Source organism: Thermoanaerobacterium thermosulfurigenes, assembly GCF_051201035.1.
Lineage (GTDB): Bacteria > Bacillota > Thermoanaerobacteria > Thermoanaerobacterales > Thermoanaerobacteraceae > Thermoanaerobacterium > Thermoanaerobacterium thermosulfurigenes.
The window spans coordinates 1-23,489 of the sequence record NZ_JBPODR010000014.1; the positions used below are offsets into that span (position 1 = coordinate 1).

Annotated in this window: 24 protein-coding genes; 3 read left to right on the top strand and 21 right to left on the bottom strand. The window is 31.7% G+C overall.

Annotated features, from left to right (window positions below; translation table 11 throughout):
* Positions 1-358 precede the first annotated feature (358 nt).
* The 21 genes from HNR52_RS07010 to HNR52_RS07110 all read right to left on the bottom strand — a co-directional run bounded on the left by HNR52_RS07010 (position 359) and on the right by HNR52_RS07110 (position 20,607).
* On the bottom strand, positions 359-1,303 hold the full coding sequence (locus HNR52_RS07010; protein WP_435620107.1) for a Kiwa anti-phage protein KwaB-like domain-containing protein: 945 nt from the start codon (positions 1,301-1,303) through the stop codon (positions 359-361).
* Entirely contained in the window at positions 1,293-1,832 is a 540-nt protein-coding gene (locus HNR52_RS07015) for a KwaA family protein (protein ID WP_435620108.1), read from the bottom strand. Before HNR52_RS07015 ends, HNR52_RS07010 begins: the two co-directional genes overlap by 11 nt.
* A 124-nt stretch (positions 1,833-1,956) precedes the next feature.
* A complete protein-coding gene (locus tag HNR52_RS07020) occupies positions 1,957-2,097 on the bottom strand; it encodes a hypothetical protein (protein ID WP_435620109.1) in 141 nt (46 codons plus the stop codon).
* Between the two features lie 376 nt (positions 2,098-2,473).
* Entirely contained in the window at positions 2,474-3,598 is a 1,125-nt protein-coding gene (locus HNR52_RS07025) for a glycosyltransferase family 4 protein (RefSeq protein ID WP_435620110.1), read from the bottom strand.
* Between the two features lie 54 nt (positions 3,599-3,652).
* Complete coding sequence (locus HNR52_RS07030) at positions 3,653-4,099, bottom strand: hypothetical protein (RefSeq protein ID WP_435620111.1); 447 nt, start codon at positions 4,097-4,099, stop codon at positions 3,653-3,655.
* Between the two features lie 48 nt (positions 4,100-4,147).
* On the bottom strand, positions 4,148-4,912 hold the full coding sequence (locus tag HNR52_RS07035; protein WP_435620112.1) for a hypothetical protein: 765 nt from the start codon (positions 4,910-4,912) through the stop codon (positions 4,148-4,150).
* A 2-nt stretch (positions 4,913-4,914) separates the two neighbouring features.
* Complete coding sequence (locus HNR52_RS07040; RefSeq protein ID WP_435620113.1) at positions 4,915-6,021, bottom strand: glycosyltransferase family 4 protein; 1,107 nt, start codon at positions 6,019-6,021, stop codon at positions 4,915-4,917.
* Positions 6,022-6,045: 24 nt separating this feature from the next.
* Positions 6,046-6,900: a glycosyltransferase family 4 protein gene (locus HNR52_RS07045; protein WP_435620151.1), complete on the bottom strand. Its 855-nt coding sequence runs from the start codon at positions 6,898-6,900 to the stop codon at positions 6,046-6,048.
* A complete protein-coding gene (locus tag HNR52_RS07050) occupies positions 6,786-7,187 on the bottom strand; it encodes a hypothetical protein (protein ID WP_435620114.1) in 402 nt (133 codons plus the stop codon). The genes HNR52_RS07045 and HNR52_RS07050 overlap by 115 nt, the downstream gene beginning before the upstream one ends.
* Before the next feature lie 10 nt (positions 7,188-7,197).
* Positions 7,198-8,430 carry a glycosyltransferase family 4 protein gene (locus HNR52_RS07055; protein WP_435620115.1) on the bottom strand — a complete coding sequence of 411 codons (1,233 nt, stop codon included), beginning with the start codon at positions 8,428-8,430 and terminating at the stop codon, positions 7,198-7,200.
* A gap of 30 nt (positions 8,431-8,460) precedes the next feature.
* The gene (wecB, locus tag HNR52_RS07060; protein WP_435620116.1) at positions 8,461-9,522 is read right to left on the bottom strand and encodes a non-hydrolyzing UDP-N-acetylglucosamine 2-epimerase; all 1,062 of its coding nucleotides are present in this window, start codon (positions 9,520-9,522) and stop codon (positions 8,461-8,463) included.
* A gap of 9 nt (positions 9,523-9,531) precedes the next feature.
* On the bottom strand, positions 9,532-10,242 hold the full coding sequence (locus HNR52_RS07065) for an acyltransferase (protein WP_435620117.1): 711 nt from the start codon (positions 10,240-10,242) through the stop codon (positions 9,532-9,534).
* A gap of 6 nt (positions 10,243-10,248) precedes the next feature.
* Entirely contained in the window at positions 10,249-11,349 is a 1,101-nt protein-coding gene (locus HNR52_RS07070) for a Gfo/Idh/MocA family protein (protein ID WP_435620118.1), read from the bottom strand.
* 8 nt (positions 11,350-11,357) lie between these two features.
* Complete coding sequence (locus HNR52_RS07075) at positions 11,358-12,698, bottom strand: nucleotide sugar dehydrogenase (protein WP_435620119.1); 1,341 nt, start codon at positions 12,696-12,698, stop codon at positions 11,358-11,360.
* Between the two features lie 4 nt (positions 12,699-12,702).
* Positions 12,703-13,815, bottom strand: a complete 1,113-nt coding sequence (locus HNR52_RS07080) for a DegT/DnrJ/EryC1/StrS family aminotransferase (RefSeq protein ID WP_435620120.1) — start codon at positions 13,813-13,815, stop codon at positions 12,703-12,705.
* A gap of 130 nt (positions 13,816-13,945) precedes the next feature.
* Complete coding sequence (locus HNR52_RS07085; protein WP_435620121.1) at positions 13,946-14,317, bottom strand: DUF4351 domain-containing protein; 372 nt, start codon at positions 14,315-14,317, stop codon at positions 13,946-13,948.
* 31 nt (positions 14,318-14,348) lie between these two features.
* Positions 14,349-15,251: a DUF4351 domain-containing protein gene (locus HNR52_RS07090; RefSeq protein ID WP_435620122.1), complete on the bottom strand. Its 903-nt coding sequence runs from the start codon at positions 15,249-15,251 to the stop codon at positions 14,349-14,351.
* A gap of 34 nt (positions 15,252-15,285) precedes the next feature.
* Positions 15,286-16,272: a DUF4351 domain-containing protein gene (locus HNR52_RS07095; RefSeq protein ID WP_435620123.1), complete on the bottom strand. Its 987-nt coding sequence runs from the start codon at positions 16,270-16,272 to the stop codon at positions 15,286-15,288.
* A 270-nt stretch (positions 16,273-16,542) separates the two neighbouring features.
* Positions 16,543-17,109 carry a pyridoxal 5'-phosphate synthase glutaminase subunit PdxT gene (gene pdxT / locus HNR52_RS07100; RefSeq protein ID WP_435620124.1) on the bottom strand — a complete coding sequence of 189 codons (567 nt, stop codon included), beginning with the start codon at positions 17,107-17,109 and terminating at the stop codon, positions 16,543-16,545.
* Position 17,110: 1 nt separating this feature from the next.
* A complete protein-coding gene (pdxS, locus tag HNR52_RS07105; protein WP_013788566.1) occupies positions 17,111-17,989 on the bottom strand; it encodes a pyridoxal 5'-phosphate synthase lyase subunit PdxS in 879 nt (292 codons plus the stop codon).
* A gap of 110 nt (positions 17,990-18,099) precedes the next feature.
* Entirely contained in the window at positions 18,100-20,607 is a 2,508-nt protein-coding gene (locus tag HNR52_RS07110) for an O-antigen ligase family protein (protein ID WP_435620125.1), read from the bottom strand.
* Between the two features lie 186 nt (positions 20,608-20,793).
* Between HNR52_RS07110 and HNR52_RS07115 the strand changes: the two genes are divergently transcribed.
* From HNR52_RS07115 to HNR52_RS07125, 3 genes are all read left to right on the top strand, one after another.
* Positions 20,794-21,810, top strand: a complete 1,017-nt coding sequence (locus HNR52_RS07115; RefSeq protein WP_435620126.1) for an ABC transporter substrate-binding protein — start codon at positions 20,794-20,796, stop codon at positions 21,808-21,810.
* A gap of 66 nt (positions 21,811-21,876) precedes the next feature.
* Positions 21,877-22,623: an ABC transporter ATP-binding protein gene (locus HNR52_RS07120; protein WP_041592116.1), complete on the top strand. Its 747-nt coding sequence runs from the start codon at positions 21,877-21,879 to the stop codon at positions 22,621-22,623.
* On the top strand, positions 22,616-23,422 hold the full coding sequence (locus HNR52_RS07125; RefSeq protein ID WP_435620152.1) for an ABC transporter permease: 807 nt from the start codon (positions 22,616-22,618) through the stop codon (positions 23,420-23,422). Before HNR52_RS07120 ends, HNR52_RS07125 begins: the two co-directional genes overlap by 8 nt.
* The last annotated feature ends 67 nt before the right edge of the window (positions 23,423-23,489 follow it).

Below are 23,489 nucleotides of genomic sequence, written 5' to 3' on the forward strand. Positions count from 1 at the left end.
TGGTCTGCCCATGTTCATTTTTAATAATACTTTTCTTTTTCATTTGTAAATACTCCCCGATATATATTTTCTCTTATATATATCGAACATTTCGGCATTATTCTACACTCATATATAGAAAACTTTCTATGCCGTCAAAATTATTATTAGTTCGATATTATCTATATTTGTTGATATAAATTCGACATAAAATGTTATTTCCCTTCTATATATAAAATCGTTAATTTTCTTATATTTTAAGAATATAAACCTAAATAATTTATTAAACATCAAAATTCGTTAATGATTGTTTTTAATAAGTTTTGTAAATTTTATATGATATATTTAATATTTATATATCAATCTTTTTCAATAAAATTTATTTTTTACTTTTAGATTTTACTTCATACTTATTGTTAGTAAATTTTGAATTTAAGTAATCATCATTTAACACTTTTAATACTTCCCAAATATCCCTTTTATTCTTAAAATTTATTTTCTCATTAATCTCATCTAAACTAAAAGCTAACTCAAACTCTTGTTTGGCGTTTCTTATATCCTCAAATGTCAAGTCTCTATAATATTCATTATTACTTATATCTATTAATTTTTTTATTTTTTTAGGATCTGCTAAGCACCAATTAATAAAATCATCATTTATATCAATAATATTTAAATTTTTAATTTCTTCAAGAAATGTAATAGCATTATTTTTATATTCATCCATATAATTAAATATTTGCTCAAAATATGTTTTATTTAATATAAATATATTATTATTATAGTAAAAAGCATCAATTTTATTATCAAACAAAAATAAATCCTGAATTATTTTATTAAAATAACCATCTTTATAAAATAAACCAAATAGACCTTTTTTTGTTATAACTTTACTTTTATTATATTTTCTAAAATAAAATATATTATTATCGACTGATTCAATTCGAATACAATATGCCCATAGATACCTTAATAGCTCATCATCTATTCTAACTATATGGCTTAAATTCGATTCAATAATACTTCTAGTTATTTTACTAAAATTCGGCACATTCGCACTTTCTATATATTCAATTTCATTTTTATCTGAATAATAGCAAGGGTTATATTTTATAAAATCAATATCGTCTATATTTGAAATTTCTTCTAATACACTAACAAAAATCTGTAAAAAATCATTTTTTATGCCATAATTTATTACTGTATCAAAAATTTTGTAAATTAAATCGCTATTTTCTTTCTCTCTAGTAATTAGATAAAGATTTATTACAAGATTTCTATTTTCCTTTATTATCCCTAATAGTTTTTCTAATTCATTTTTCATTTAAATTGGCCTCCAAAATAACGTTATCTGCAATTTTTTCATATAATATAAATGAATTTGTTTTGCTTTTACTAATTATTTTTTTAGAAATTAATATATATGAATTATTATATTCATCGGTTATCTCATAAATATTATACTTTAATAAATTTAATATCGGATTCATAAAAATTAAATTTGAATTTATATATATCCACCCTATTATAAAAAACAATATCATTATCGATAATATATCATAAATGTTACTTAATTCAAATCCTATAAAAGGAATTATATATGAAACTATATAATTTAATGTTTCATCATTTTTAGATATTACTTTTGTTATTTTTAATTGTTTAGGAGCTATTATATGATTATTTAAGATATAAAACAATATCATATTTGATAATATTATAAAACTACTAAATAAAATTAATAAAATAATTACTTTTTTATTATTTAAACATTTAATATTTTTTAAGATAAGTATTGCGAAAAGTGGTGTATATGAACTTATAAATAAAAATATCTTTACCCATTTTTTCATAAATACCATCTCATTTACATAATATTTATTCGATCTATTTCAATAGCATAAACACAAAAATATCTATAAATCTTTTTATTGGTTTTAATTTCAATTAGTCCTCACTCCTCAATAGCTATATTGGTTAAAGTGATATACATTTGCCATTACTAAACCAGCATAATTTATTAAGTTCTCTCTCTTTGTCCAATTTTATAAATAACCCATATTTATAATTTAAATCATAATCTTTATCTGTAAATATCATAAGCTTAAGTCTATCCATAATTGTCGTCTTTATTATTTGATTTCTTTACCTCTATGACTAATAAATTTTGATTATTTCTCCCTCGATTATGTACAATAATATCAGGTTTAGCTAACTTATCAGCATCTATTTCTGTTATAAGTCTATCTATTTCGCATTTAAAAATTTTTTCATATTTCTTAAATGATTTTCCCTTTAATCTCTTCAGATCGTATCCATATCTATTGTATTCACAATCAACATTATAATTAAAAATACATCTTCCAAATATATAGCAAGCCTATGTGTTATTGATTGTTCATTAACATCATGCTCTAACAAATACCTATCATTATGGTATAGCTTATCTAAAGCATTTTTTTATTAATATCTCAATTCCTTCAATATTATAATTTTACACATAATATTTTTTATAAATCTCATCCATCTCCTTTAAAACTTTGTCTATAGAGTAATCTTGAATAATTTTCCTCCCATCATCTCCCATCTTCTTTCTTAAATCTTCACTTTCAATCAAATCTTGTAAAACATCAACAGTCGCATTTACATCGTCTAAAGGCACTAAATAGCCATTTACCCCATCTCTCACTAAATCTCTATTTCCTCTTACGTCTGTTGCTACAACTGGTTTCCCTGCAGCCATTGCCTCCATTATGCATCTTGGTAAGCCTTCTCTCATACTAGTCAAGGCAAATATGTCCGAAATATTTAATAAATCTGGTATATTATATCTAAAACCTAATAATTTAACTTTGCCGCTTAACCCATTCTCCTCTACATACTTTTTTAAGTAACATTCATATTCACCTGTCCCTACAATTAAATAATATACATTGCCAAGACTCTTTAATTTTATCAATGAATCTAATATCTGTTTATGATTTTTATTTGCATTTAATTCTGCAACAGTCAATATCACAATATCTTTCTCATCAAAACCAAATTCCTTTCTCATTTGTTTTCGTTTATTTTCATCACTTATAGTATATTTATCAATATCCAGTCCAACACCATGAGCATAAAAAACAGCGTTACTTTTTCTTAGCTTAAATCTTTTTGCTACATTATAATCTTCATCATTCATTGTTATAAGACCATCAGTCCAATGAGCAGCTAAACGCTCCATGGTATAATAAATAAGCCAGTTCTTTATTGACGCCCCTTTGTAGAAATGAAAACCGTGAGCAGTATAAATCACAGGTTTTGTCCCTGTTATTTTTGCAGCTAAACGTCCTAAAAAAGCACCAACAGGTGTATGAACATGGATTAATGAATATTTATTTTCTCTCATTATCTTTATTAATTGATTAAGTGCTTTTAAATTAGAAAATGAGTATGGAGATCTTTCAAAATCAATATCACAACATACAATTCCTAATTTTCTTAGTTCATCTCGTCTATTTCCCAATTTCGTCGCCACATGAACTTCATATCCCTTTTTTTGAAAATACTGTATGAACGGAATATGAAAATTTAATGTATGTGATTCAACTGTTGCTATAAATAAAATTTTCTTCATCAAATATCACCAGATTTTAATTTATTTACAAATTCAATTATTTACCACATTTTTTTAATTTATTTGTGTAATTTCCTGTAATTGTGCTCCTAATACGAACCAGTATAAAGCCATAGGAATATATATAGTAGGTGTTTCTGTTATTGCAACTATTGGCAATACAAGAGACATATATAAAAAAAATTCAACTTCTGTTTTTTTGATTATAATTCTAATTCGAGTTCCACCTACAAGCATGATTAAAAAACTAACTACATAAGCAACACTTCCTTGTAACATTAATCTAACCCAATCACTATCGATAGCATTTCCAAGAACCAATTCTGGAGAGCCAAATGTACCTAAAGGATAGATTTTTAATATTTTTAGACTTTGTTTCCAAACATCTACTCTCGTTGAAAAATTTTTATCAGCATAAATTCCATACAAAAAAACTTCTATTGCACTTTTCAATCTATTAAAAAATTCAAAATCTATAAAATTAAATTTTATAAAAAACATTCCAGTTAGTATTGTTAAAAAAAATAAAATATAGATTCTAAAAAATTTTTAAAAACTAAATTTTTTTGGTCTTATTAGATTGATGCTTAAACTTACTATAAAAAAGAAAATCAATCCAAAAAAGCTTCCTCGAGATTGACTTAAGATAAGAGTTAAAAAGCTTAGAGCAATTAAAATAAGTTTTAAATGTCCATTTACTAAATACAATGAAAATCCAAAAACTATTAATGCCCAAAACCCGAGTGTATTAGGATTTACAAATGTCCCAATGCTTCTTCCAAAGATCGGAGATGCATAGAGTTGTTGGGATGTTACATCCCACATATAAAAACGAAACCAAAAAATTCGTGGAATAAACCCTTTTTGATATAAAAATTGAAAGAGCGAATATAAGAATTCAATAACTATAGCTACAAATAAATATTTCCTAAATATAAACTCCCATGCTGTTATTCGCTTGCTAACCCAATAGCCAATTATTAAAAATGATATTCCTGATATTAAATTCAAATTGAATATAGTTCTTAAAGGATAGCTCATTAATAGAACTCCCATAATAGGAAGTAAAATCGTTAGAATAACAAAAGGACACCAATACGAAAAAAATTTGCTTCTAAATAACTTTAATGCACTACCTTTTGATTTTATAAATATGTAAAGAAACAATAAGACAGTTATCAAAGCAGGAACAGAAACTATTCCCTTTCCTCCTGTTTTAATTTTTAAAACAAATCTTTCCGCAAAAAGTACATAAAAAAACAGCCAAAATACAATAAATTTATACAGCAGATTATTGCTCTTATTATTGCTCATAATCACTCTCTCTTCCTTGCTATTTCTTTTAAAACTTTTTCTGTTTCTTCTGCCCTCTTATCCCAAGAATGTTCTTTTAAAACAACTTTCCTTCCTCTTTGCCCCATCTCTTTTCTCTTATTTTCGTTATCATAAAGATATTTAACCGCTTTTGCGATTTCTTCCGGACAATCCGGTGAAACTACTATACCGCATTGATGCTCTCTAATAATATCAGCTTGCCCTGGAAAGTCTGTAACAATAGCAGGTACCCCACAGGCTAAAATTTCATATACCTTTAATGGTGAAAGTCCTGTATTCGAACGATCGCCAAGATTATTCTTAGTGCTCAATCCAGCAACACTATTAGCTACTATTCCTGGTACTTCTTTGTAAGGTATTTTGCCAAGATATATAACTTTGTTATTTTCTCGTACTGCCTTTTCGACTTTTGGTCGTTCTACACCATCTCCCATTATTACCAGTTTTACATTTTCAGGCCACTCAGAATTTTGGGAAGCTTCTAATATCGTATCTATCCCCTGCCATGAAGCCAGTGCACCAAAAAATACGACATAGGGTTTTCCTAATTTATACTTTGACTCAGCATTTGGTGTAAACAAGTCAGTATTTGCTCCATTTGGGATTATATAAATATTTGAGTCTCTTAAGCTTCCAATTTCATTTATTATCCATTCTTTTAATTGAGGTGTGACCACAATTATTGCGTCAGATATTTTATACTGAACTTTAATTAACCACTTGAAGAAGCCTTTAAAATACCTTGTCCATGGCCACGCAATAAATAAATCTTCATAAGGCCCATTAATTTCTTGAACAACTGGTAATTTTCTTAATTTAGCAATTACAGAAGTAGGAAAGGCTGCAAAGTGGGATCTTATATAAATAATATCGTCTTTCTTTAATTTTATTAAAAGTTTAAGCTGTACAAATATAAATTCAAATAACCTTTGTAAAATACTAGGAGCAAAATCTTTTTTGCTGTAAGAAGGTTCAAAAAGTTCCACATCCCACCCTCTTTTTCTTAATCCGTTTATTATCTCATGTACATGAGCATAACTCGCCTGACCTTCTTGCGTTGCCTGTAAACATAAATATTTTAATTTCATTCCTAATCACCTTAATATTCATATCTATTGTTTAATAACAGACTCATATATCTGTATAAATTTTTTAGCATGACTTATATAACTATGATTCTCTTCTACATATTTTCTTGCGTTATACCCAATTTCTGCTCTTAACTCTTGATTCCTCTTAATGCTTTTAAGAGCTCCTGCAATTTCCTCCGGAGACTTTTGAGGAACTAAAATACCTGTTTGTCCATTTTTTACAATCTCTTTCATTCCGCCAATATTGCTACATATAACTACTTTGCCACATGCCATCCCTTCAAGCATTGATAAGGATGTAGCCTCTTCTACATCATCAGAAGTAATAGAGGGCACAAGTATAATATCTGCAAGTTGGTAGTATTCAACAATCTGTTCATAGGGAACAGCATCCAAAACAATAGCCCTTTCATCATTACCAAGTTCATTAATGATATTTTCTTTTTCCGGTCCTCTTCCAATAAAAATCATCATGACATCATTATCATCCATTAACTTGAGCGCTCTTGCTGCAAAAATTACTCCATTCTTTTTTACATACCTTCTCGGTACAAGTATTATATATTTGTCTGGAGAAATTCCTTTTCTTATACGCAACTCCTTTTTCTTCTCCTCACTTATTGGTTTAAAAGTTTCTGTATCAATAAAATTATAAATTACAAAAACTTTATCTTCGGGAATACCAAAACTATTTACTACATATTCCTTTAGCCTACTATCAACCGTAATAATAGCCTTAGCTCTTTCTAAAGCTATTTTTTCTATTTCCATAGCATAATCAAAAATGTCCATTTTTTCTTTTTCATTATAATCTCCATAGTTAATAGTCTCTCTAGCAAAATACCCATGTAAAGTAAGTATAATATTGCCTTTAATACCAACTGCCGATACAACATCGTGGCATTTACTACTTCGTATGAGTTAAAATTTATTTTATCATAAAATTTAATCATATTATCTATCGTAAATTTGAATTGGACGTATTTATTTCTAAATTTTTTTAGAATTTTTGTTATAAAAGCTATTTTGGGAGGAACATAATAGTAAGTATCCACGTTGACCCCATTATGTTGTAACCCTCTCTCTAAAAGAAATAAATGAACATGCTTACCCCCAGATTTTACAATATAAGGATTATCAACTGATGCTAATGCCACTTTCATAATTCCTCACCTACTCTCTTAAAGTTTTATTCAGTACAGATTTATATACTTCTAATTCTCTATCTATAATATTTTCCCAACTATATTGTAAAGCTCTTTCCCTAAGCTTTTCTGGCAATAAAGGACGATTTAGCAATTCTACAACGTTATTAGCAAAGATATTTACAAAATTTTCTTTTAACTCAACTACCCTCCCAAACTCCTCGCTTCCTATAACTTCTGGTATACCCCCTGCATTACTGCCAACAGTTGGAACTCCACATGCTAGGGCTTCTAAAATTACATTGCCCCATCCTTCTTCTGTACTTGGTAACACTAATACATCTAAGGTATTAAGCCAAATTGGTATATCGTCGTGCGGTATTCTACCTGTAAAAATAACTTCAAGATTATGTTCCTGACATTTTTTCTGGATATAGTTATATAATTCTCCATCTCCAATCACAATAAACTTTACACTGTTATAACTTTTTTTCACTAAATTAAAAATTTCCGGAAGTAATTGAGCGTTTTTAATAGGAATTAAGTTGCCTATAAACCCTACATATTTATAATCCGTTGATAATTGCAATTTTTCCCTTATCTCAAATTTATCCATTGGAATAAACTTTCTTACATCAACACCATTCGGTATAACTATGGAATTGTTACCTTTATATCCCAAAACTGAAGCGGCTATATCTAATAATTTTTTACTTACGAAAATTGCCTTATCGGCATGGTTTAATATTTCTAATGTACTTTTTCTAATCTCTAGATTTGCTTTTGGATATGTATGGATATCGCTTCCATGTGCAGTAACAACATAAGGTATTCCGTATTTTTCTTTAAACAACAAAGCTATATATCCAGTGGGATAAGTAGGATGTGCGTGAATTAAGTCAAATTTCGATATAGCAATAGTATTTTCTATTATACGAAAAAATTTTGTTTGTAGATGTTTGTAATATTTATCTTTGTCAATCAATCGAGTAAAATAATCGTAGATATTTAAGTGGTAGATTATATAATTGTAGTAGCTCATGCTTTTATTTTGATTTTTTACTCCTAAGTCAGGTGCATAAAAAGATTTATTTTTTAGCAAGTATACATATTTTGATAAAGTTGAATGTTTTACAACAGTAGCATATGCCTCGAAGTCAACCTTCCTCTCGATAATCTTTTCTATTCTCCTAGTTATAAATATACCCGCCATTGGATTTTCACTATAGGGAAATATATTGGTTAAATATAAAATTCTCATATTCTATCCCTCGGTTAAACGATATAATTCCTAATCTTTTAAAATTCTAATAATCTTCTCCCCGCTATTTCCTTCACCATAGATATGTTGTTGGACCTTGAAGTTCCTATTATCAACAAATAATTTATAAACTCTATACAACTCTTCTGAATCCACAAGCTTATTCCAACCTATCTCTACTAATTCTTTCCATCCTGTATCAGGCATAACAACTAAAGCTCTCTTTCCAGCAAAATAAGCCTCTTTCTGTAAACCACCACTATCTGTTATTACCATAAAACATTTTTCTAAAAGTCCCATTATGCTTAGATAATCAACTGGTTCTATAATAGTAACATTTTCTAACAAAAATTTTAAACCAAATTGATTTATCATTTTTTTAGTTCTCGGGTGCATTGGAAATATTACTCTCATATCATGGGCAATCTGAGAAAGACCACTCAATATACTTTTTAATTTTTCAGGATTGTCAGTATTGAAATCTCGATGTATAGTACACAAAATATATTCATTCTCTTTGAGTCCCAATTTTTCAACCATCTTATAGTCAAAATATGGTCTCATTTTTAAATATAAATCATACATTACATCGCCAACAAAATACACACCTTCTCTTATATTTTCTTTTTCAAGATTTTTTACAGCAAGTTCCGAGGGACAAAAAAGATATTGTGAAATGTGGTCAGTCACAACTCTGTTTATTTCTTCAGGCATATCCTTAGGCTGTTGTCTTATACCTGCTTCTACATGTGCAACAGGAATTTTTAATTTTGCTCCAACTAGTGCCCCAGCAACTGTTGTATTAGTATCTCCATATACAATGATTACGTCAGGTTTTTCTTTCATTACAACCTCTTCAAAAGCTATCATAATCTTACCTGTAACAACACCATGACTACCTGAACCCACATTTAGGTTATAATCTGGCTTTCTCATTTTTAAAACTTTGAAGAAAACATCTGACATTTCATAGTCATAGTGCTGCCCAGAATGGACCAGTATTTTTTGGATATCATTTTTGATAAAGTGCTTTTGTAAAACAGCTTCTTTTATAAATTGCGGTCTTGCACCTACCAAAGATATAACTTTCATTTTGACCTCCTATTTCATAAACTCTCTCGCCGGATTACCTATCACAATCTTACAATCTTCCACATCTTTTGTCACAACTGAACCAGCTCCAACAAAGGCATCTTCTCCTATTACTTTCCCGGGTAAAATTGTAGCATTGACTCCAATTCTACTTTTTCTTTTAGCGGTTACTCCTTTCATTTTGCTAAACCTGTATGGATCTCTTCCAGCAGAATTATCATTAGAAGTTGCGACACAAGGAGCAATGAAAACCTCATCTTCTATCTCTGAATAAGCGGTTATACAGGCATTCGTCTCTATTTTGCATCTACTTCCTATTTTGCAGTAATTCTCTATCGCAACATTTCTTCCTACAATAGTCATATCACCTATCACTACATCTTCTCTAACAGTTGCTAAATCAGCAATTAAACACTTTTTACCTATTTTACAGCCAGCATATATCACGGCAGAAGTACCTATTATACAGTCATCTCCTATCTTGCAAGGTGGTTTTTCTTGTTTGTCTTTAAAAATACTGGTCGCAGCTCTCATTGGTTGTTTGCCAATTACTGTGTTATCATCTATTCTCACATTTTTATCTATGATACTTCCTTTATATATAACCACGTTGTTTCCTATCACACAGTTATCTCCTACAACTACATCATCTTCAATAACTGTAAAATAACCTATTTTTACATTTTGTCCTATTTTGGCTTTTTCAGATATGTAATTCATTTCCCATCATTCCTTCATATTAAGTGTTGAAAAATTTTCTAAAGGAAACTCTACTGGTAATCTCGTTTTTCTTGATTTGTAAATAGCCAGCACTATTTCCATTGCTTTCTTTCCTTCTTCAGCACTTATATACGGTTCTCTGTTATTTAAAACTGCGTGAATAAAATCTCTATATAATGGTGTATGACCATATCCATATACCGAATCTGGATCATCATAATTAGCTTCTCTTTTTACTTCTTCCTCATTATCAAGATCGTCGTCGAATTTCCAATCGCTTATTTTATTAATAGCCACTCCACCAATTCTAGCTGTACCCCTTTCTCCAAATATGCTCAACGTTTCCTCAAGATTTTCAGGATATATACACGCACTTCCTTCAATAATTCCAATAGCCCCATTTTTAAAGCGGAGTACCGCTGCTCCCATGTCTTCTCCTTCAATATTTTTTAAAAACGTATCTGCTTCCGCATAAAGTCTGTCTACTGGTCCCATCATCCATTGTAATAAATCAATATTATGAATGCATTGATTCATTAATGTACCGCCATCTTGCTCCCACGTACCTCTCCATGATGCTTGTTTATAATAATTTTCATTTCTATTCCATCTAATATTAGCAACACCATGAATTATCTTACCAAATCGTCCATCTTCTAAAGCTTTTCGTAATTTTTGAACAGTTGAGTTAAATCTATTTTGATGGCATACCGTTATCTTTTTATTATATTTTTTAGCTGTTTCAATCATTTCGTCAGCATCTTTTATAGATAAAGCTATCGGCTTTTCAACAATGACATGCTTATTTGCTTTTAATGCATTTATTGCTATTTCAGCATGAGTACCCGAAAAAGTTGCAACACTAACTACATCTATATCATTTCTATTCAATAAATCTTCATAATTTTTATATATTTCTACATCACCAATAGCCAAACCTTTTTGATTAAATAATTCATTGTATTTTTCTTTTAATAACGTTGCTTTGTTAACGTCTAAATCACATAATGCAACTAATTGTGCATTATTATAATTATTTGCCAATGCCTCTATATGTTTAGGCGAAATCCTACCACATCCAATAAGTCCAAACCTTAATCTATCCATTTTGCCTCCTATAACACCTCAATTTTATTTTTATATTTATTTAGATTCTTCGTCGCATTTCTTGTATCAAAAACAAATTTTGATGTTTCTACAATGCCTTCATAATCATATTTTGAATGATCTGTAGTAATAACAACTATATCTGATGAGCTGAGCAAATCTGATGTTACTTCTTCTGATTTGTATATTTTCCCATTATATTTGAACTCAGGTATATATGGATCATTATATTTTACAATCGCGCCCTCTTTTTCCAATATTGATATTATCCTTAAAACAGGTGATTCTCTTAAATCATCAATATCTTTTTTATATGCCACTCCTAATAACAATACATTTGATCCGTTTAGAGGTTTTTTAAACTTATTTAAAATCCTCGATATTCTTTCAACTACGAATTCAGGCATATAATTATTTATTTCTCCTGATGTTTCAATTAACCTTGTATGATAATCATATTCTCTTGCTTTCCAAGTAAGGTAAAAAGGATCTATTGGTATGCAATGACCGCCAAGTCCAGGACCAGGATAAAATGCCATGAAACCATATGGTTTTGTTTTTGCTGCATCTATTACTTCCCATACATTGATACCCATCCTATTGCAAAGTATAGCCATTTCATTTGCCAATGCTATATTAATATTTCTAAAGGTATTCTCATATATTTTCTCCATTTCTGCTACTTTAGGACTAGATACTTCAAATACTTCCCCTTCAAGGACATTTCTATAGAGTGATGCAGCAATCTTTGTACATTCTTTTGTAACACCACCTACAACTTTTGGTGTATTTTTTGTTTTATATTTTTTATTTCCCGGATCTACCCTTTCTGGTGAAAAAGCAAGAAAATAATCTACTCCACATACTAGACCTGTTTCATCTAAAATCGGTTTTACAACTTCTTCAGTTGTTCCTGGATATGTAGTACTCTCTAAAACAACAAGCATTCCTCTATGTAAATACTTTGCAATAGACTTCGTAGAGTTTACAACATATGATAAATCAGGTTGCTGATTTTTATCAAGTGGAGTAGGTACACATATAGATACTGCATCTACTTCGCTCAAAAAGCTATAATCCCAAGTTGCCATTAATTCTTTATCAAAAACTAATTCTTCTAATTCATTATCTACAATATCACCTATATAATTTATACCTCTATTTACTTTTTCTACTTTTTCTCTCTGAACATCAAATCCTATGACTTTATACCCTGCTTTTGCTTTTTCAACCGCTAATGGTAATCCTACATAACCTAGCCCTATTACACCAATAACTGCCTTTTTATTATTTATCTTATTTAATAATTCTTGATATGAGCTGCTATTAATTTCTTCTGCTTTCTCCATGTTATCATGCTCCTTTAACAATTTTATGAAGGGTATCACTTATGTAATTTATTTCGTCATCAGATATTTCCGGAAACATCGGTATAGCAAATATTTTTTTGCATAAATCTTCGGCTACTGGCAAATCTCCTTGTTTATACCCTAAATTTGTATGAGCTTTTTGCAAATGCAATGGAACAGGATAATATATTCCTGTTGCGATACCTCTCTCTTTTAATTTCTGCATTATAATTTCTCTATTTTCACATTGAATACAATATAAATGATATATATGTTTTGCTTCTTTTATTTTATATGGAGTTTTAATAATGTCTGATAAATCGCTTAATAAACTATCGTATTTATTAGCAGCACTTATTCTCATGTTATTCCATTTATCAAGATATCTTAATTTTACTCTTAAAATCGCTGCCTGTAGCTCATCAAGTCTGCTATTATATCCTATTACTTCATTGTAATATTTCTTTTGGCTTCCGTGTTTTCGTAACATATCTACTTTTTCAGCTATATTGCTATTATTTGTTACAACCATTCCTCCATCACCATAGCCGCCAAGATTTTTTGTCGGGAAAAATGAAAAGCATGCGGCATCACCAAACGTGCCGACTTTTTGTCCCTTATATTCGGCACCCATTGCCTGACATGCATCTTCTATAACATATAGATTATGTTTTTTAGCAATTTCAATTATTCCATCCATATCACAAGGCTGTCCGAAAATATGAACAGGGATAACAGCCTTTGTTCTTTCTGTGATTTTTTCTTCTATTAAGTCAGGATTTATATTGTATGTATCTGGATCTACATCAGCAAAGACTGGTACAGCTCCTACATGAGAAATTGCTTCTGCTGTCGCAAAAAAAGTAAAAGGAGTCGTTATTACTTCATCACCAGGTCCAATGTTAAGTGCTTTTAATGTAAGTACCAAAGCATCTGTACCATTCGCAACTCCAATTGCATATTTTACACCTAAGTATTCTGCTATTTCTTTTTCTAATGCTTTTTCTTCTGGACCTAGAATATACTGACCATTCTCAAGAACATTTTCTATTGCTTCATTTATTTCGTCCTTTATGTCGCTATATTGGCGTTTTAAATTGATTAATTCTATTTGCATGTATACTAACCCTCTCTGTGAATTTTATAAAAAAAATTTATTTCTCACCTAATTATCCGAAATTATGATTTCGTATAATTCCCTTTAATATTTTTTATAAAAAATAAAAGGCTTAATTACCTTTATCGATCTAATTATCATTAAAGTATTTTTCTAAGTCCTCTATCTTATTAATTTCAAATATATTGTCTGCTATTTGAAGCAATGTTTTCTCATCTGCATCTTCAATTAACCTTAAATACTTTTCAGGTACATCATCAAATTTCTTCTTCAATAATCTTATGACGAGATTTTCAATACCTTTTTCCATGCCTTTTTCCATACTCTTTTTTAATTCTTCCTCAGTATATATTTTGAAGTTCGCTTCTTTTAAATTGTTTATTACATATTTCATCTGCTCTTCACTTAATCTGTCTGCATACATCTTAATCACCTCTGAAACTATACCCGGATCTACTCTTAAAGCTGCCTCAAAGCTTATTGTTTCGCCATAGGTATTCATGCACAAAAAATAAAAGGTTGATTACCTTTTTCTAATTTTCATTAAAGTATTTATCTAAGTCCTCTATCTTTTTTATATCAAAAATATTCTCGCCTATCTTTTCTAACTTATCTATATTTAACTCATACATTCTTTTTACATACAATTCCGGTATTTTGTCAAATTTTTTATTTAAAAGTTTAATTATTAATTCAACTTTTCCTTCAATCTTGCCTTCAGCCTTTCCTTCGGTCTTTCCCTCTTGTATCAACATTTCGGCTATCTTAGTCATTCTTATCGCTCCTTTCAATTTATTTTTATATTCCTCAGTCAAAAATTTATCACTTATCCCTATTAATGCACCAATCATATATGTCTTTTCATCTTCATCTTCTATCTTTTTCGCAAGTTCTACCGCATCTATTGCCATTTCATCACTGCTTTTTTTGCTCCCCATAAGTGGTAAAAATATTAAGTTCAATTTATCTATATCTGTCAGTTGTAATTTACTTTCAATTTTTTCGTTTAATTCTTTATATATTTTGTCACCATCATATTTTACTAAAAATACTTGATCTACTTTATATATTATTGATCCAATGTCTAATCTACCAATCGCTTCTTCTATCTTACCAGAATATATTACAACAGTTCTTATTGCTCTCTCATATTTATTATACAGTCTTGCATCATACTGCAAAAATCTCTTTATATCAGCTTTTTTATTTGTCGTTTGAAATTCCATATGCAGCAATGAGTCATCTACCAAAAGAAATATAAAATCCAGCCTATCTTCCTTAACTTCAATTGACGGTAAATTTGCAGGTATAACTGTCACTATTTTAGGTACATTTATTCCATAAAACTTAAGCGATTTATCTTTAAATTCTTGTGCCATTGATTTTAATATTATATCGTTATTCTGATAAGATATATCTAAATTATTATCCTTCACTCTTTTTCTCCTCTATATTACACTATCAATAATGTTAATTTACAATATATTTTTCTAAGTCTTCTATCTTATTAATTTCAAATATATTGTCTGCTATTTGAAGCAATGTTTTCTCATCTGCATCTTCAATTAACCTTAAATACTTTTCAGGTACATCATCAAATTTCTTCTTCAATAATCTTATGACGAGGTTTTCCATACCTTTTTCAATACCCTTTTCAATACCTTTTTCCATGCCTTTTTCAATACCTTTTTCCATGCTTTTTTCCATACTCTTTTTTAATTCTTCCTCAGTATATATTTTGAAGTTCGCTTCTTTTAAATTGTTTATTACATATTTCATCTGCTCTTCACTTAATCTGTCTGCATACATCTTAATCACCTCCGAAACTATACCCGGATCTATTCTAAATGCCGCCTCAATTAATCTTATTTTATTGTCATATTCTTTTGCTTCATTTATACTTGATATTACTTTCTCTATAGCATTTCTAAAGTGCATGTTATTTGACAAAACCATCAATGGATAATTTTCTTCTACGTTTTCTAACTCAGATAATACTATTATCTGTACCGGTATCCATTCATTATCTATATAATAAACACCACTATCTGAATTGTCTAATTTAATTTTATGTTCTGTTAAAAATGATATGAGCTTTTTAGGAAGATTGCTACATACAAATGTCAATGTCAATTCATCTATCTTTATATCATCAACTTCTTTTCGTGATCTGTCGTAAGCATTCATTATTGATTTATATAGATATACATAGCCTAATCCCTTGAAATAATCATCTATTGATACATAATCATCAGGAGATTTGTATTCTATTATATTGTATCTTTTAAATATCTGTCCTACTCTCTTATTAATTTTTACATCTTTTTCTTTTTTTATTATTATGACATCTATTCTTAAAGGCTCTTTTGATAGATATTCTTCTTGTTTTATTTCAACTTTTTCATCTTTTAGCTCTTCTTTTATTGCTGTTACAAAATCGCTGTGCCAATCATTCATTTTATTTTCTTTCTCCTTAAATTATATCACATTTCCCTCAAAATAGGTATAGCTTCGCCATACGGACACCAGTGAATAAATTCACCGTCTCCGCTTATAAAGCTTCTATGATCACCAGTAATATTTATGAGTGCCGAAACATCAGCATAAATGTTACTGGATATTATTACTACTTTCTATTTATTCGACATAAAATTTGAAAATCCTTCTTTTACTATCAAAATTTTTAATGAAATTTTAAAGTATGCAAAATATAAAGTAAGGCTGTATTTAATGCAGCCTTAAAAAATACTTGTAAAAGCTTAAGTCATTCGTCAGCTCTGGATGAAATGATGTAGCAAAAAGGTTTCCTTCCCTTGCAGCCACTATTTTCCCATTGTATCTAGATAGCACCTTTACATTTTCTCCTACATCTTCAATATAAGGCGCTCTTATAAACACTGCATCTATTTTATCTTTTGATACGTCAGGCATACTAAGTTTTGCAGTAAAGCTATCAAGCTGACTTCCATACGCATTTCTGCGCACTTTTATGTCCATAATACCAAGATAAACTTTATCATCATTTACGATGTGTTTAGCCATCAATATCATACCTGCACACGTTCCCCATATTGGCACACCCGACTTGTAAAGATCTACTATGGTATCTTTTAAGTCAAAGTCATTAAGCATTTTTCCTATGGCAGTGCTTTCCCCGCCAGGTAATATAAGTGCATCTATGTTTTTCAAAGTTTCTTTATCTTTTGCCTCTACGGGTATTATACCATTTAATCTTTTTAGTTTATCTACATGTTCTTTTACAGAACCTTGTATAGCAAGAACACCAACTCGCATTTTACCAACCCCTAGTTGCATATAGGTCTTTTTCTGAAAGATCCCTTATGTCGATGCTATTCATTGCTTCGCCTAATCCTTCTGATACTTCTGCTATTATCTCTGGTTTGTCGTAATATGTGGTAGCTTTTACAATTGCTTCAGCACGCTTTTGAGGGTTCTCTGATTTAAATATGCCTGAACCTACAAAGACTCCATCTGCTCCAAGCTGCATCATCAGCGCAGCATCTGCAGGCGTTGCAATCCCCCCTGCTGCAAAATTCACAACTGGCAGTCTCCCGTTTTCTGCTACATATTTTACTAATTCATAAGGTGCTTGCAATTCCTTTGCCGCTGCCATAAGCTCTTCTTCACTTAGAGTCGTAAGCTTTTTGATTTCAGCATTGATAGTCCTCATATGCCTTACTGCCTCAACTACATTTCCTGTGCCTGCTTCGCCTTTAGTTCTTATCATTGAAGCACCTTCGCCAATTCTCCTTAATGCTTCGCCTAAGTTTCTTGCACCGCAAACAAATGGTACTTTAAACTGCCACTTGTTTATGTGATATGATTCATCTGCAGGTGTCAGCACTTCACTCTCATCGATGTAATCTATCTTCAAAGCTTCCAAAACCTGTGCTTCCACAAAATGTCCTATCCTGACTTTTGCCATGACAGGTATTGACACAGCTTCTTTTATCGCTTTTATTATCTTTGGATCTGACATCCTTGCTACGCCGCCATGTGCCCTTATATCAGCAGGTACCCTTTCAAGTGCCATTACCGCAACTGCACCAGCTTTTTCTGCAATTACAGCCTGTTCAGGCGTTGTAACATCCATTATGACTCCACCTTTTAGCATCTGAGCCAGGTTTTTATTTAACTCATATCTTTCATTCATTGTACTTATTCCCCCTATTTAATATATAACAATTTTATTAATTTAAATCAATTGTATCTATTTAATACGAACATGTCAATCAGTACAATATGGATACAAAAAAGGATACATCACTGTATCCCCTTCAATACTTCTTTTGAATTTTGTATTATTTGCTTTGTAACATCCGTCATAGGTTTTGGCTCTTCTGACTTTGAATTAGCCTTATTAAACAAGTTTTCAACATCTACAGCCTTTTCAAGATATTCTTTCGCTTTTGCTTTATCATTGTTTTGCAGGTAAAACATCCCGACTTTGTTATAGGCATCTGCCAATTGCTGATAATTTTCTGGTCTTAAAGGCTGTACATCTACGGCTTTTTTAACATACTTAAGCCCATTATCTATCTGCCCATGTGATAGATAGAATGCTCCAAGCTGTGCTAAAAGCTGAGAGTTAAACGGCTCTAAATCAACCGCTTTTTGTTCTTGGGTCATTGCCTCTTGATAAGTTGCCGCATCTTTTGTCTGGTCAGCTATACTTGCCAATGTCTGGCCATAAGACATCCTGTACTTTGCATTCCATGGATCATAAGAAACAGCACTTTTGTAATACTGCATTGCCTGAGGTATATTATTAGTCTTTGCAAATTGGTCTCCTTTCTCTGCATATCTCAATGCAGTGGAAAGTGAAAAAGACATAAACATGACAACTATTCCAACTATCAAAATGCCAAAACTGTAGTATCCAGTGTACGATTTTCTCCCTTTCGCGGCAGCTATATTTTTATGTACCTTACATATGCTCATGCTGTTTATTATACCGATAAGGGAATATAGGGCTATTGTCACAGCAGACAGCGAAAGGTCAAAATCCATAGCGGCATGGGCATATATGCTCAATATGCCTACCGTAGCTGCTGCCAATAGTATCCTTTCATCTATATCTATCTCAGCCTTATAAAGCTTGATAACAGACAGTATCAACATCACCAAGAAGAATATCATCGCTGCAGCTCCGACTAAACCAGTATCAAGCAAGACCTGCATGAAATAGTTATGTGTCTGCGTCGTCCAATACAGGTATGACTGATATTTGAAGTAAAGTGACGCCCAAGCACCTCCACCTGCACCAAAAAGCGGATAGTCTTTAAAAATCTTAAATCCATCTTTGTAAAACTGCATTCGCTCAGAACTGCTGTGGCTTGTCAAGCTTATGTCTTGTATCCTTGACGCCACATTTTCAGGAAGGTATTTATATTTAAGCATTATATTTTGTACAGCACTTGGATCATTCTTAGGATAAATGTACGCCTTGTCAAATGTGACAGAAGTACCTTTAAAGTAGTTTGTAAAAGTAATGGCTAATCTTTTCGTGTCTTTCAAAGTAGAAAATTCTATCGTCTTTTCACCACTGAAAGCCTCTTTATCGTACACATCTTTTATCTTTGTAGGCTGATCAAGGTCATTTCTGCTTTCTATGGTAATATCGTACGCCCAATCTTTATTATCATCATTCTTTGATATGACATCGTACTTCAACACATATATTCTATCCGCATCGACGTCGACAAATCTTATGACGCTTTTACCGCTATCCGCTTCGTTTTGGCTATGACTTAGTGTAAGTGGCACTTCCGTTGTCAATACCATATAACCCGCTACAGTTGATACCACACCCACAATGACGATTATGGATATGCCTATTTTTAAGCTTATCTTGTTTACAACTTCAACCAAAAAACTTACAATGTACGTGAATAATAATGCTAAGATGCATCCTACAAGTATCCACATAACCAAATTGTGAGGCTTTGGTCCATTTACGACAGAGTTAAATTTAAGTATTGGCAGCGCTGACGCTATGATTACACCTATCAGGTAAACGAATGGCTCTACCCTTTTCCCTTTTGGCATCATTATTATAAGGAACAAAAACAGAAACGGAAACATCACCCAAGCGCCTCTGGATAATGTAAAAACATAAGCATAAAGCTGCATAAAAGCTTCTACTCCATAAAGTGCTTTTAAATACCTGTTTTTTGTGTACGATATGAGTGCAAAATTTACAAGCAAAAACGCCATCAAAAACGATGCAGCAGTATTGGCGTATTGAAATGTGGAATTAATCCTTCCTCCAACCCATGAACCATTGTAATTCACATATCCCGCTGCAGACAAAAGACCTACGAAAGCCACTCCAAATGAGCTTAAAACAAGTACATTCAAAAGTATCCATATTTTTTTCTTGTCATTGGCAAGTCTGCTGACCAAAAAATATACAAACACATAATCGACGTACTTTAATACTTCCCCTATTGCAGATCTTATATTTACAGCAAAAAACGTAGAGATGAGATATGCTCCTATTATTGATATTGCGGCATAATCCAGTCTTTCAGAGATTATCGGCTCTTTTTTTATAATCTTCATCAATGACCATATTACGACCACAACTGAAGTAATGCATATAGTAGGCAAAAATTCATTGTCAAAGTACATACCGCGAAAATACGGCGGTAAAGCTATAAGAAGAAGCAACGATATGTAAAATACAACATTTATCGCGTTTATGTAATTTGTGCTTCTTTTAGAAACATTAATGGTGACCTTGTTCTTTTTTGCTGCTTTTTGTGCCATATCGATTCTCCTTTATATATTTTATAAAAATGCACAAGTAATCTTATTCGACAAAAAAACTTAATTTCCTTCTTTTGAAATCATTTAACAAAATGCAGTGTGAAAAAAACTTCATCTTTATCCAATCACCATTTCCAATTGATAGAATATAATAAACTGAAATCAAATTAAATAGGAGGTATTCACATGAGAGGCAGAAAATTACTTATTTTCACTCTTATACTCATATTTGTACTTACATCTTTCTTATTTACCGGTTGCAAAGCAAAAGAGCAAAAGCTTACAAAGATAAACTTTATTGAAACTGTACATTCGATTTTTTACGCACCATATTATGTAGCAGTCAATAAAGGCTTTTTCAAAGAAGAAGGACTGCAATTAGAGATAACAACCGCACAAGGCTCCGACAAAGCTGCAACAGCAGTTGTATCAGGTCAAGCTGACATTGGGCTTCAAGGTCCAGAAACAACTGTCTATGTGTACAAGGAAGGAAAACAAGATTACCTCGTAAATTTTGCACAGCTTACAAAAAAAGACGGTTCTTTCTTAGTTGGGAAAAAACCAGAGCCTAATTTCAAGTGGGAAAATCTAAAGGGCAAAAAGATAATAGGCGGAAGACCTGGTGGAATGCCGGAAATGACTCTCGAATATATACTGAAAGAGCATGGTATAGACCCTAAAAAAGATGTAAATCTCGTGACGAATCTTCAATTTACAGCGACAGCAGGTGCTTTTATGAGATCAGATGCAGACTACGTAGCACTTTTTGAGCCAACTGCATCACAAGTGGAAAGTGAAAAAGGCGGATACATCGTGGCATCTGTAGGTGCCGCTGGACACGATGTGCCTTATACAACATTTAACGCAAGAAAAAGCTATATAAAAGAGCATCCTGACATCATCCAACACTTCACGAATGCAGTTTACAAAGGCATGCTATACGTGCAATCTCATTCATCAAAACAAGTAGCTGAAGACATAAAGTCTTTTTTCCCAGATACTGATATTAATATAATAGCAAAGGTAATCGACAGGTATAAAAGCATAGATGCATGGGGCACTACACCACAGATGAAGCCATCAGATTTTGATGCTCTTCAGAATGTCTTATTAAACGCTGGTGAGATTGATAGCAAAGTAGATCCAAATGCTTTAATCGACAACACTTTCGCCGATAAGGCTGTCGCAACCATAAAGAAATAGTATTGTGGGGACAACCGAAAGATTGTCCCCTGTAAGTATGATTAAATATGACAGGAGGTGCATCTGGTGAGGAAAGTAATGGTTGAGCTTTCAAACATATCTTTAAACTATCATACGATAAAAGGCGAAACAGAAGCTATAAAAGACGTATCATTTAATGTGTGTGAAGGTGAATTCGTAGGTGTCATAGGACCTTCCGGATGCGGCAAATCCACACTTTTATCCATAATAGCCGGCCTTTTAAAGCCGTCAAAAGGAAGTGTCGTTGTAAACGGTAAGGTCGGATACATGCTTCAAAAAGATCATCTTTTTGAATGGAGAAACATCATGCAAAACGTCCTTTTAGGTCTTGAGATACAAGGTGCCGTCAATGAAAACTCTATAAAAAACGTAGAAGACCTTTTGGAAAGATATGGATTATCCGATTTTAAATACCATTACCCCAACCAAATATCTGGCGGAATGAGGCAGAGAGCAGCACTAATCAGGACATTGGCCTTAAAACCAGACATCATGCTTCTCGATGAGGCTTTCTCAGCCCTTGACTATCAAACTAGGCTTGCAATATCTGATGAAGTGTGGACTATTTTAAAAAATGTCAAAAAGACAGCAGTCATAGTCACACACGACATCTCTGAAGCCATCGCAATGTGCGACAGAATCGTCGTCTTGTCTAATAGACCTGCGGTCGTAAAAAACATATATGAGATACATCTTACGTGTGACAACCGGTCACCTATAGGATGTAGAAAAGCACCTGAATTTAAAGAATACTTCAACGAAATCTGGAAGGAGCTCGATGTTCATGTATGAAGTATCGCAAAACATCTCAAAAGAGCATATAGAATTTTTAAAAAAAGTGAAAAGAAAAAATCTAGCCATCAAAATCACTCAACTATCCATACTCATTGCTTTTTTTGCCTTATGGGAAATAGCAGGAAGGCTAAAGCTTATAGATCCGTTTTTATTTAGCCAACCTTCTCGCATGATAAAAACCATCATAAACTTAAGCGAAGACGGCTCACTTTTTACGCATATATGGGTCACATTAAGCGAGACACTTGTCGGATTTGCTCTTGGAACATTTTCTGGCATAGTGATAGCCATATTGCTTTGGTGGTCTGACTTTGCCTCAAAAGTTGCAGAACCATACCTGATCGTCTTGAATAGCCTACCTAAAATCGCATTAGGACCGATATTTATAGTCTGGATGGGCAATGGCGAAGCACCTATTATAACGATGGGTCTGGCCATATCGCTGATTGTGACTATTATAAGCCTTGAGACAGGATTCAAACAAGTGGACGAAGATAAGATAAAACTTCTAAAGACGTTTGGTGCCACCAAATTTCAAATACTTACAAAATGCATATTGCCTGCCAGTATCCCCACTATCATGTCTGCCATAAAAATCAACATGGGTTTGTCTTGGGTCGGTGTCATAACAGGAGAATTTTTGGTATCAAAAGCGGGATTAGGATACCTTATCGTCTATGGAGGGCAAGTATTTAAGTTAGACATAGTAATGACAAGCGTTCTTATACTGTCTATCCTGGCCGCACTTATGTACGTACTATTAGTCTACATCGAAAAGAAAATCATAAAGTGGTAGTAATTTATATCATGCACCGCTTATGCTGGTGTATTTTTTTTTATTATGTGCTAAAATATCTTTATGA

Bases quoted from the DNA above. Each gene is read 5' to 3' on its own strand.
- HNR52_RS07010 (WP_435620107.1), bottom strand. From the start codon at position 1,303: ATGAAAAATGAATTAGAAAAACTATTAGGGATAATAAAGGAAAATAGA.
- HNR52_RS07015 (WP_435620108.1), bottom strand. From the start codon at position 1,832: ATGAAAAAATGGGTAAAGATATTTTTATTTATAAGTTCATATACACCA.
- HNR52_RS07020 (WP_435620109.1), bottom strand. From the start codon at position 2,097: ATGGATAGACTTAAGCTTATGATATTTACAGATAAAGATTATGATTTA.
- HNR52_RS07025 (WP_435620110.1), bottom strand. From the start codon at position 3,598: ATGAAGAAAATTTTATTTATAGCAACAGTTGAATCACATACATTAAAT.
- HNR52_RS07030 (WP_435620111.1), bottom strand. From the start codon at position 4,099: ATGTTTTTTATAAAATTTAATTTTATAGATTTTGAATTTTTTAATAGA.
- HNR52_RS07035 (WP_435620112.1), bottom strand. From the start codon at position 4,912: ATGAGCAATAATAAGAGCAATAATCTGCTGTATAAATTTATTGTATTT.
- HNR52_RS07040 (WP_435620113.1), bottom strand. From the start codon at position 6,021: ATGAAATTAAAATATTTATGTTTACAGGCAACGCAAGAAGGTCAGGCG.
- HNR52_RS07050 (WP_435620114.1), bottom strand. From the start codon at position 7,187: ATGAAAGTGGCATTAGCATCAGTTGATAATCCTTATATTGTAAAATCT.
- HNR52_RS07055 (WP_435620115.1), bottom strand. From the start codon at position 8,430: ATGAGAATTTTATATTTAACCAATATATTTCCCTATAGTGAAAATCCA.
- wecB (WP_435620116.1), bottom strand. From the start codon at position 9,522: ATGAAAGTTATATCTTTGGTAGGTGCAAGACCGCAATTTATAAAAGAA.
- HNR52_RS07065 (WP_435620117.1), bottom strand. From the start codon at position 10,242: ATGAATTACATATCTGAAAAAGCCAAAATAGGACAAAATGTAAAAATA.
- HNR52_RS07070 (WP_435620118.1), bottom strand. From the start codon at position 11,349: ATGGATAGATTAAGGTTTGGACTTATTGGATGTGGTAGGATTTCGCCT.
- HNR52_RS07075 (WP_435620119.1), bottom strand. From the start codon at position 12,698: ATGGAGAAAGCAGAAGAAATTAATAGCAGCTCATATCAAGAATTATTA.
- HNR52_RS07080 (WP_435620120.1), bottom strand. From the start codon at position 13,815: ATGCAAATAGAATTAATCAATTTAAAACGCCAATATAGCGACATAAAG.
- HNR52_RS07085 (WP_435620121.1), bottom strand. From the start codon at position 14,317: ATGAATACCTATGGCGAAACAATAAGCTTTGAGGCAGCTTTAAGAGTA.
- HNR52_RS07095 (WP_435620123.1), bottom strand. From the start codon at position 16,272: ATGAATGATTGGCACAGCGATTTTGTAACAGCAATAAAAGAAGAGCTA.
- pdxT (WP_435620124.1), bottom strand. From the start codon at position 17,109: ATGCGAGTTGGTGTTCTTGCTATACAAGGTTCTGTAAAAGAACATGTA.
- pdxS (WP_013788566.1), bottom strand. From the start codon at position 17,989: ATGAATGAAAGATATGAGTTAAATAAAAACCTGGCTCAGATGCTAAAA.
- HNR52_RS07110 (WP_435620125.1), bottom strand. From the start codon at position 20,607: ATGGCACAAAAAGCAGCAAAAAAGAACAAGGTCACCATTAATGTTTCT.
- HNR52_RS07115 (WP_435620126.1), top strand. From the start codon at position 20,794: ATGAGAGGCAGAAAATTACTTATTTTCACTCTTATACTCATATTTGTA.
- HNR52_RS07125 (WP_435620152.1), top strand. From the start codon at position 22,616: ATGTATGAAGTATCGCAAAACATCTCAAAAGAGCATATAGAATTTTTA.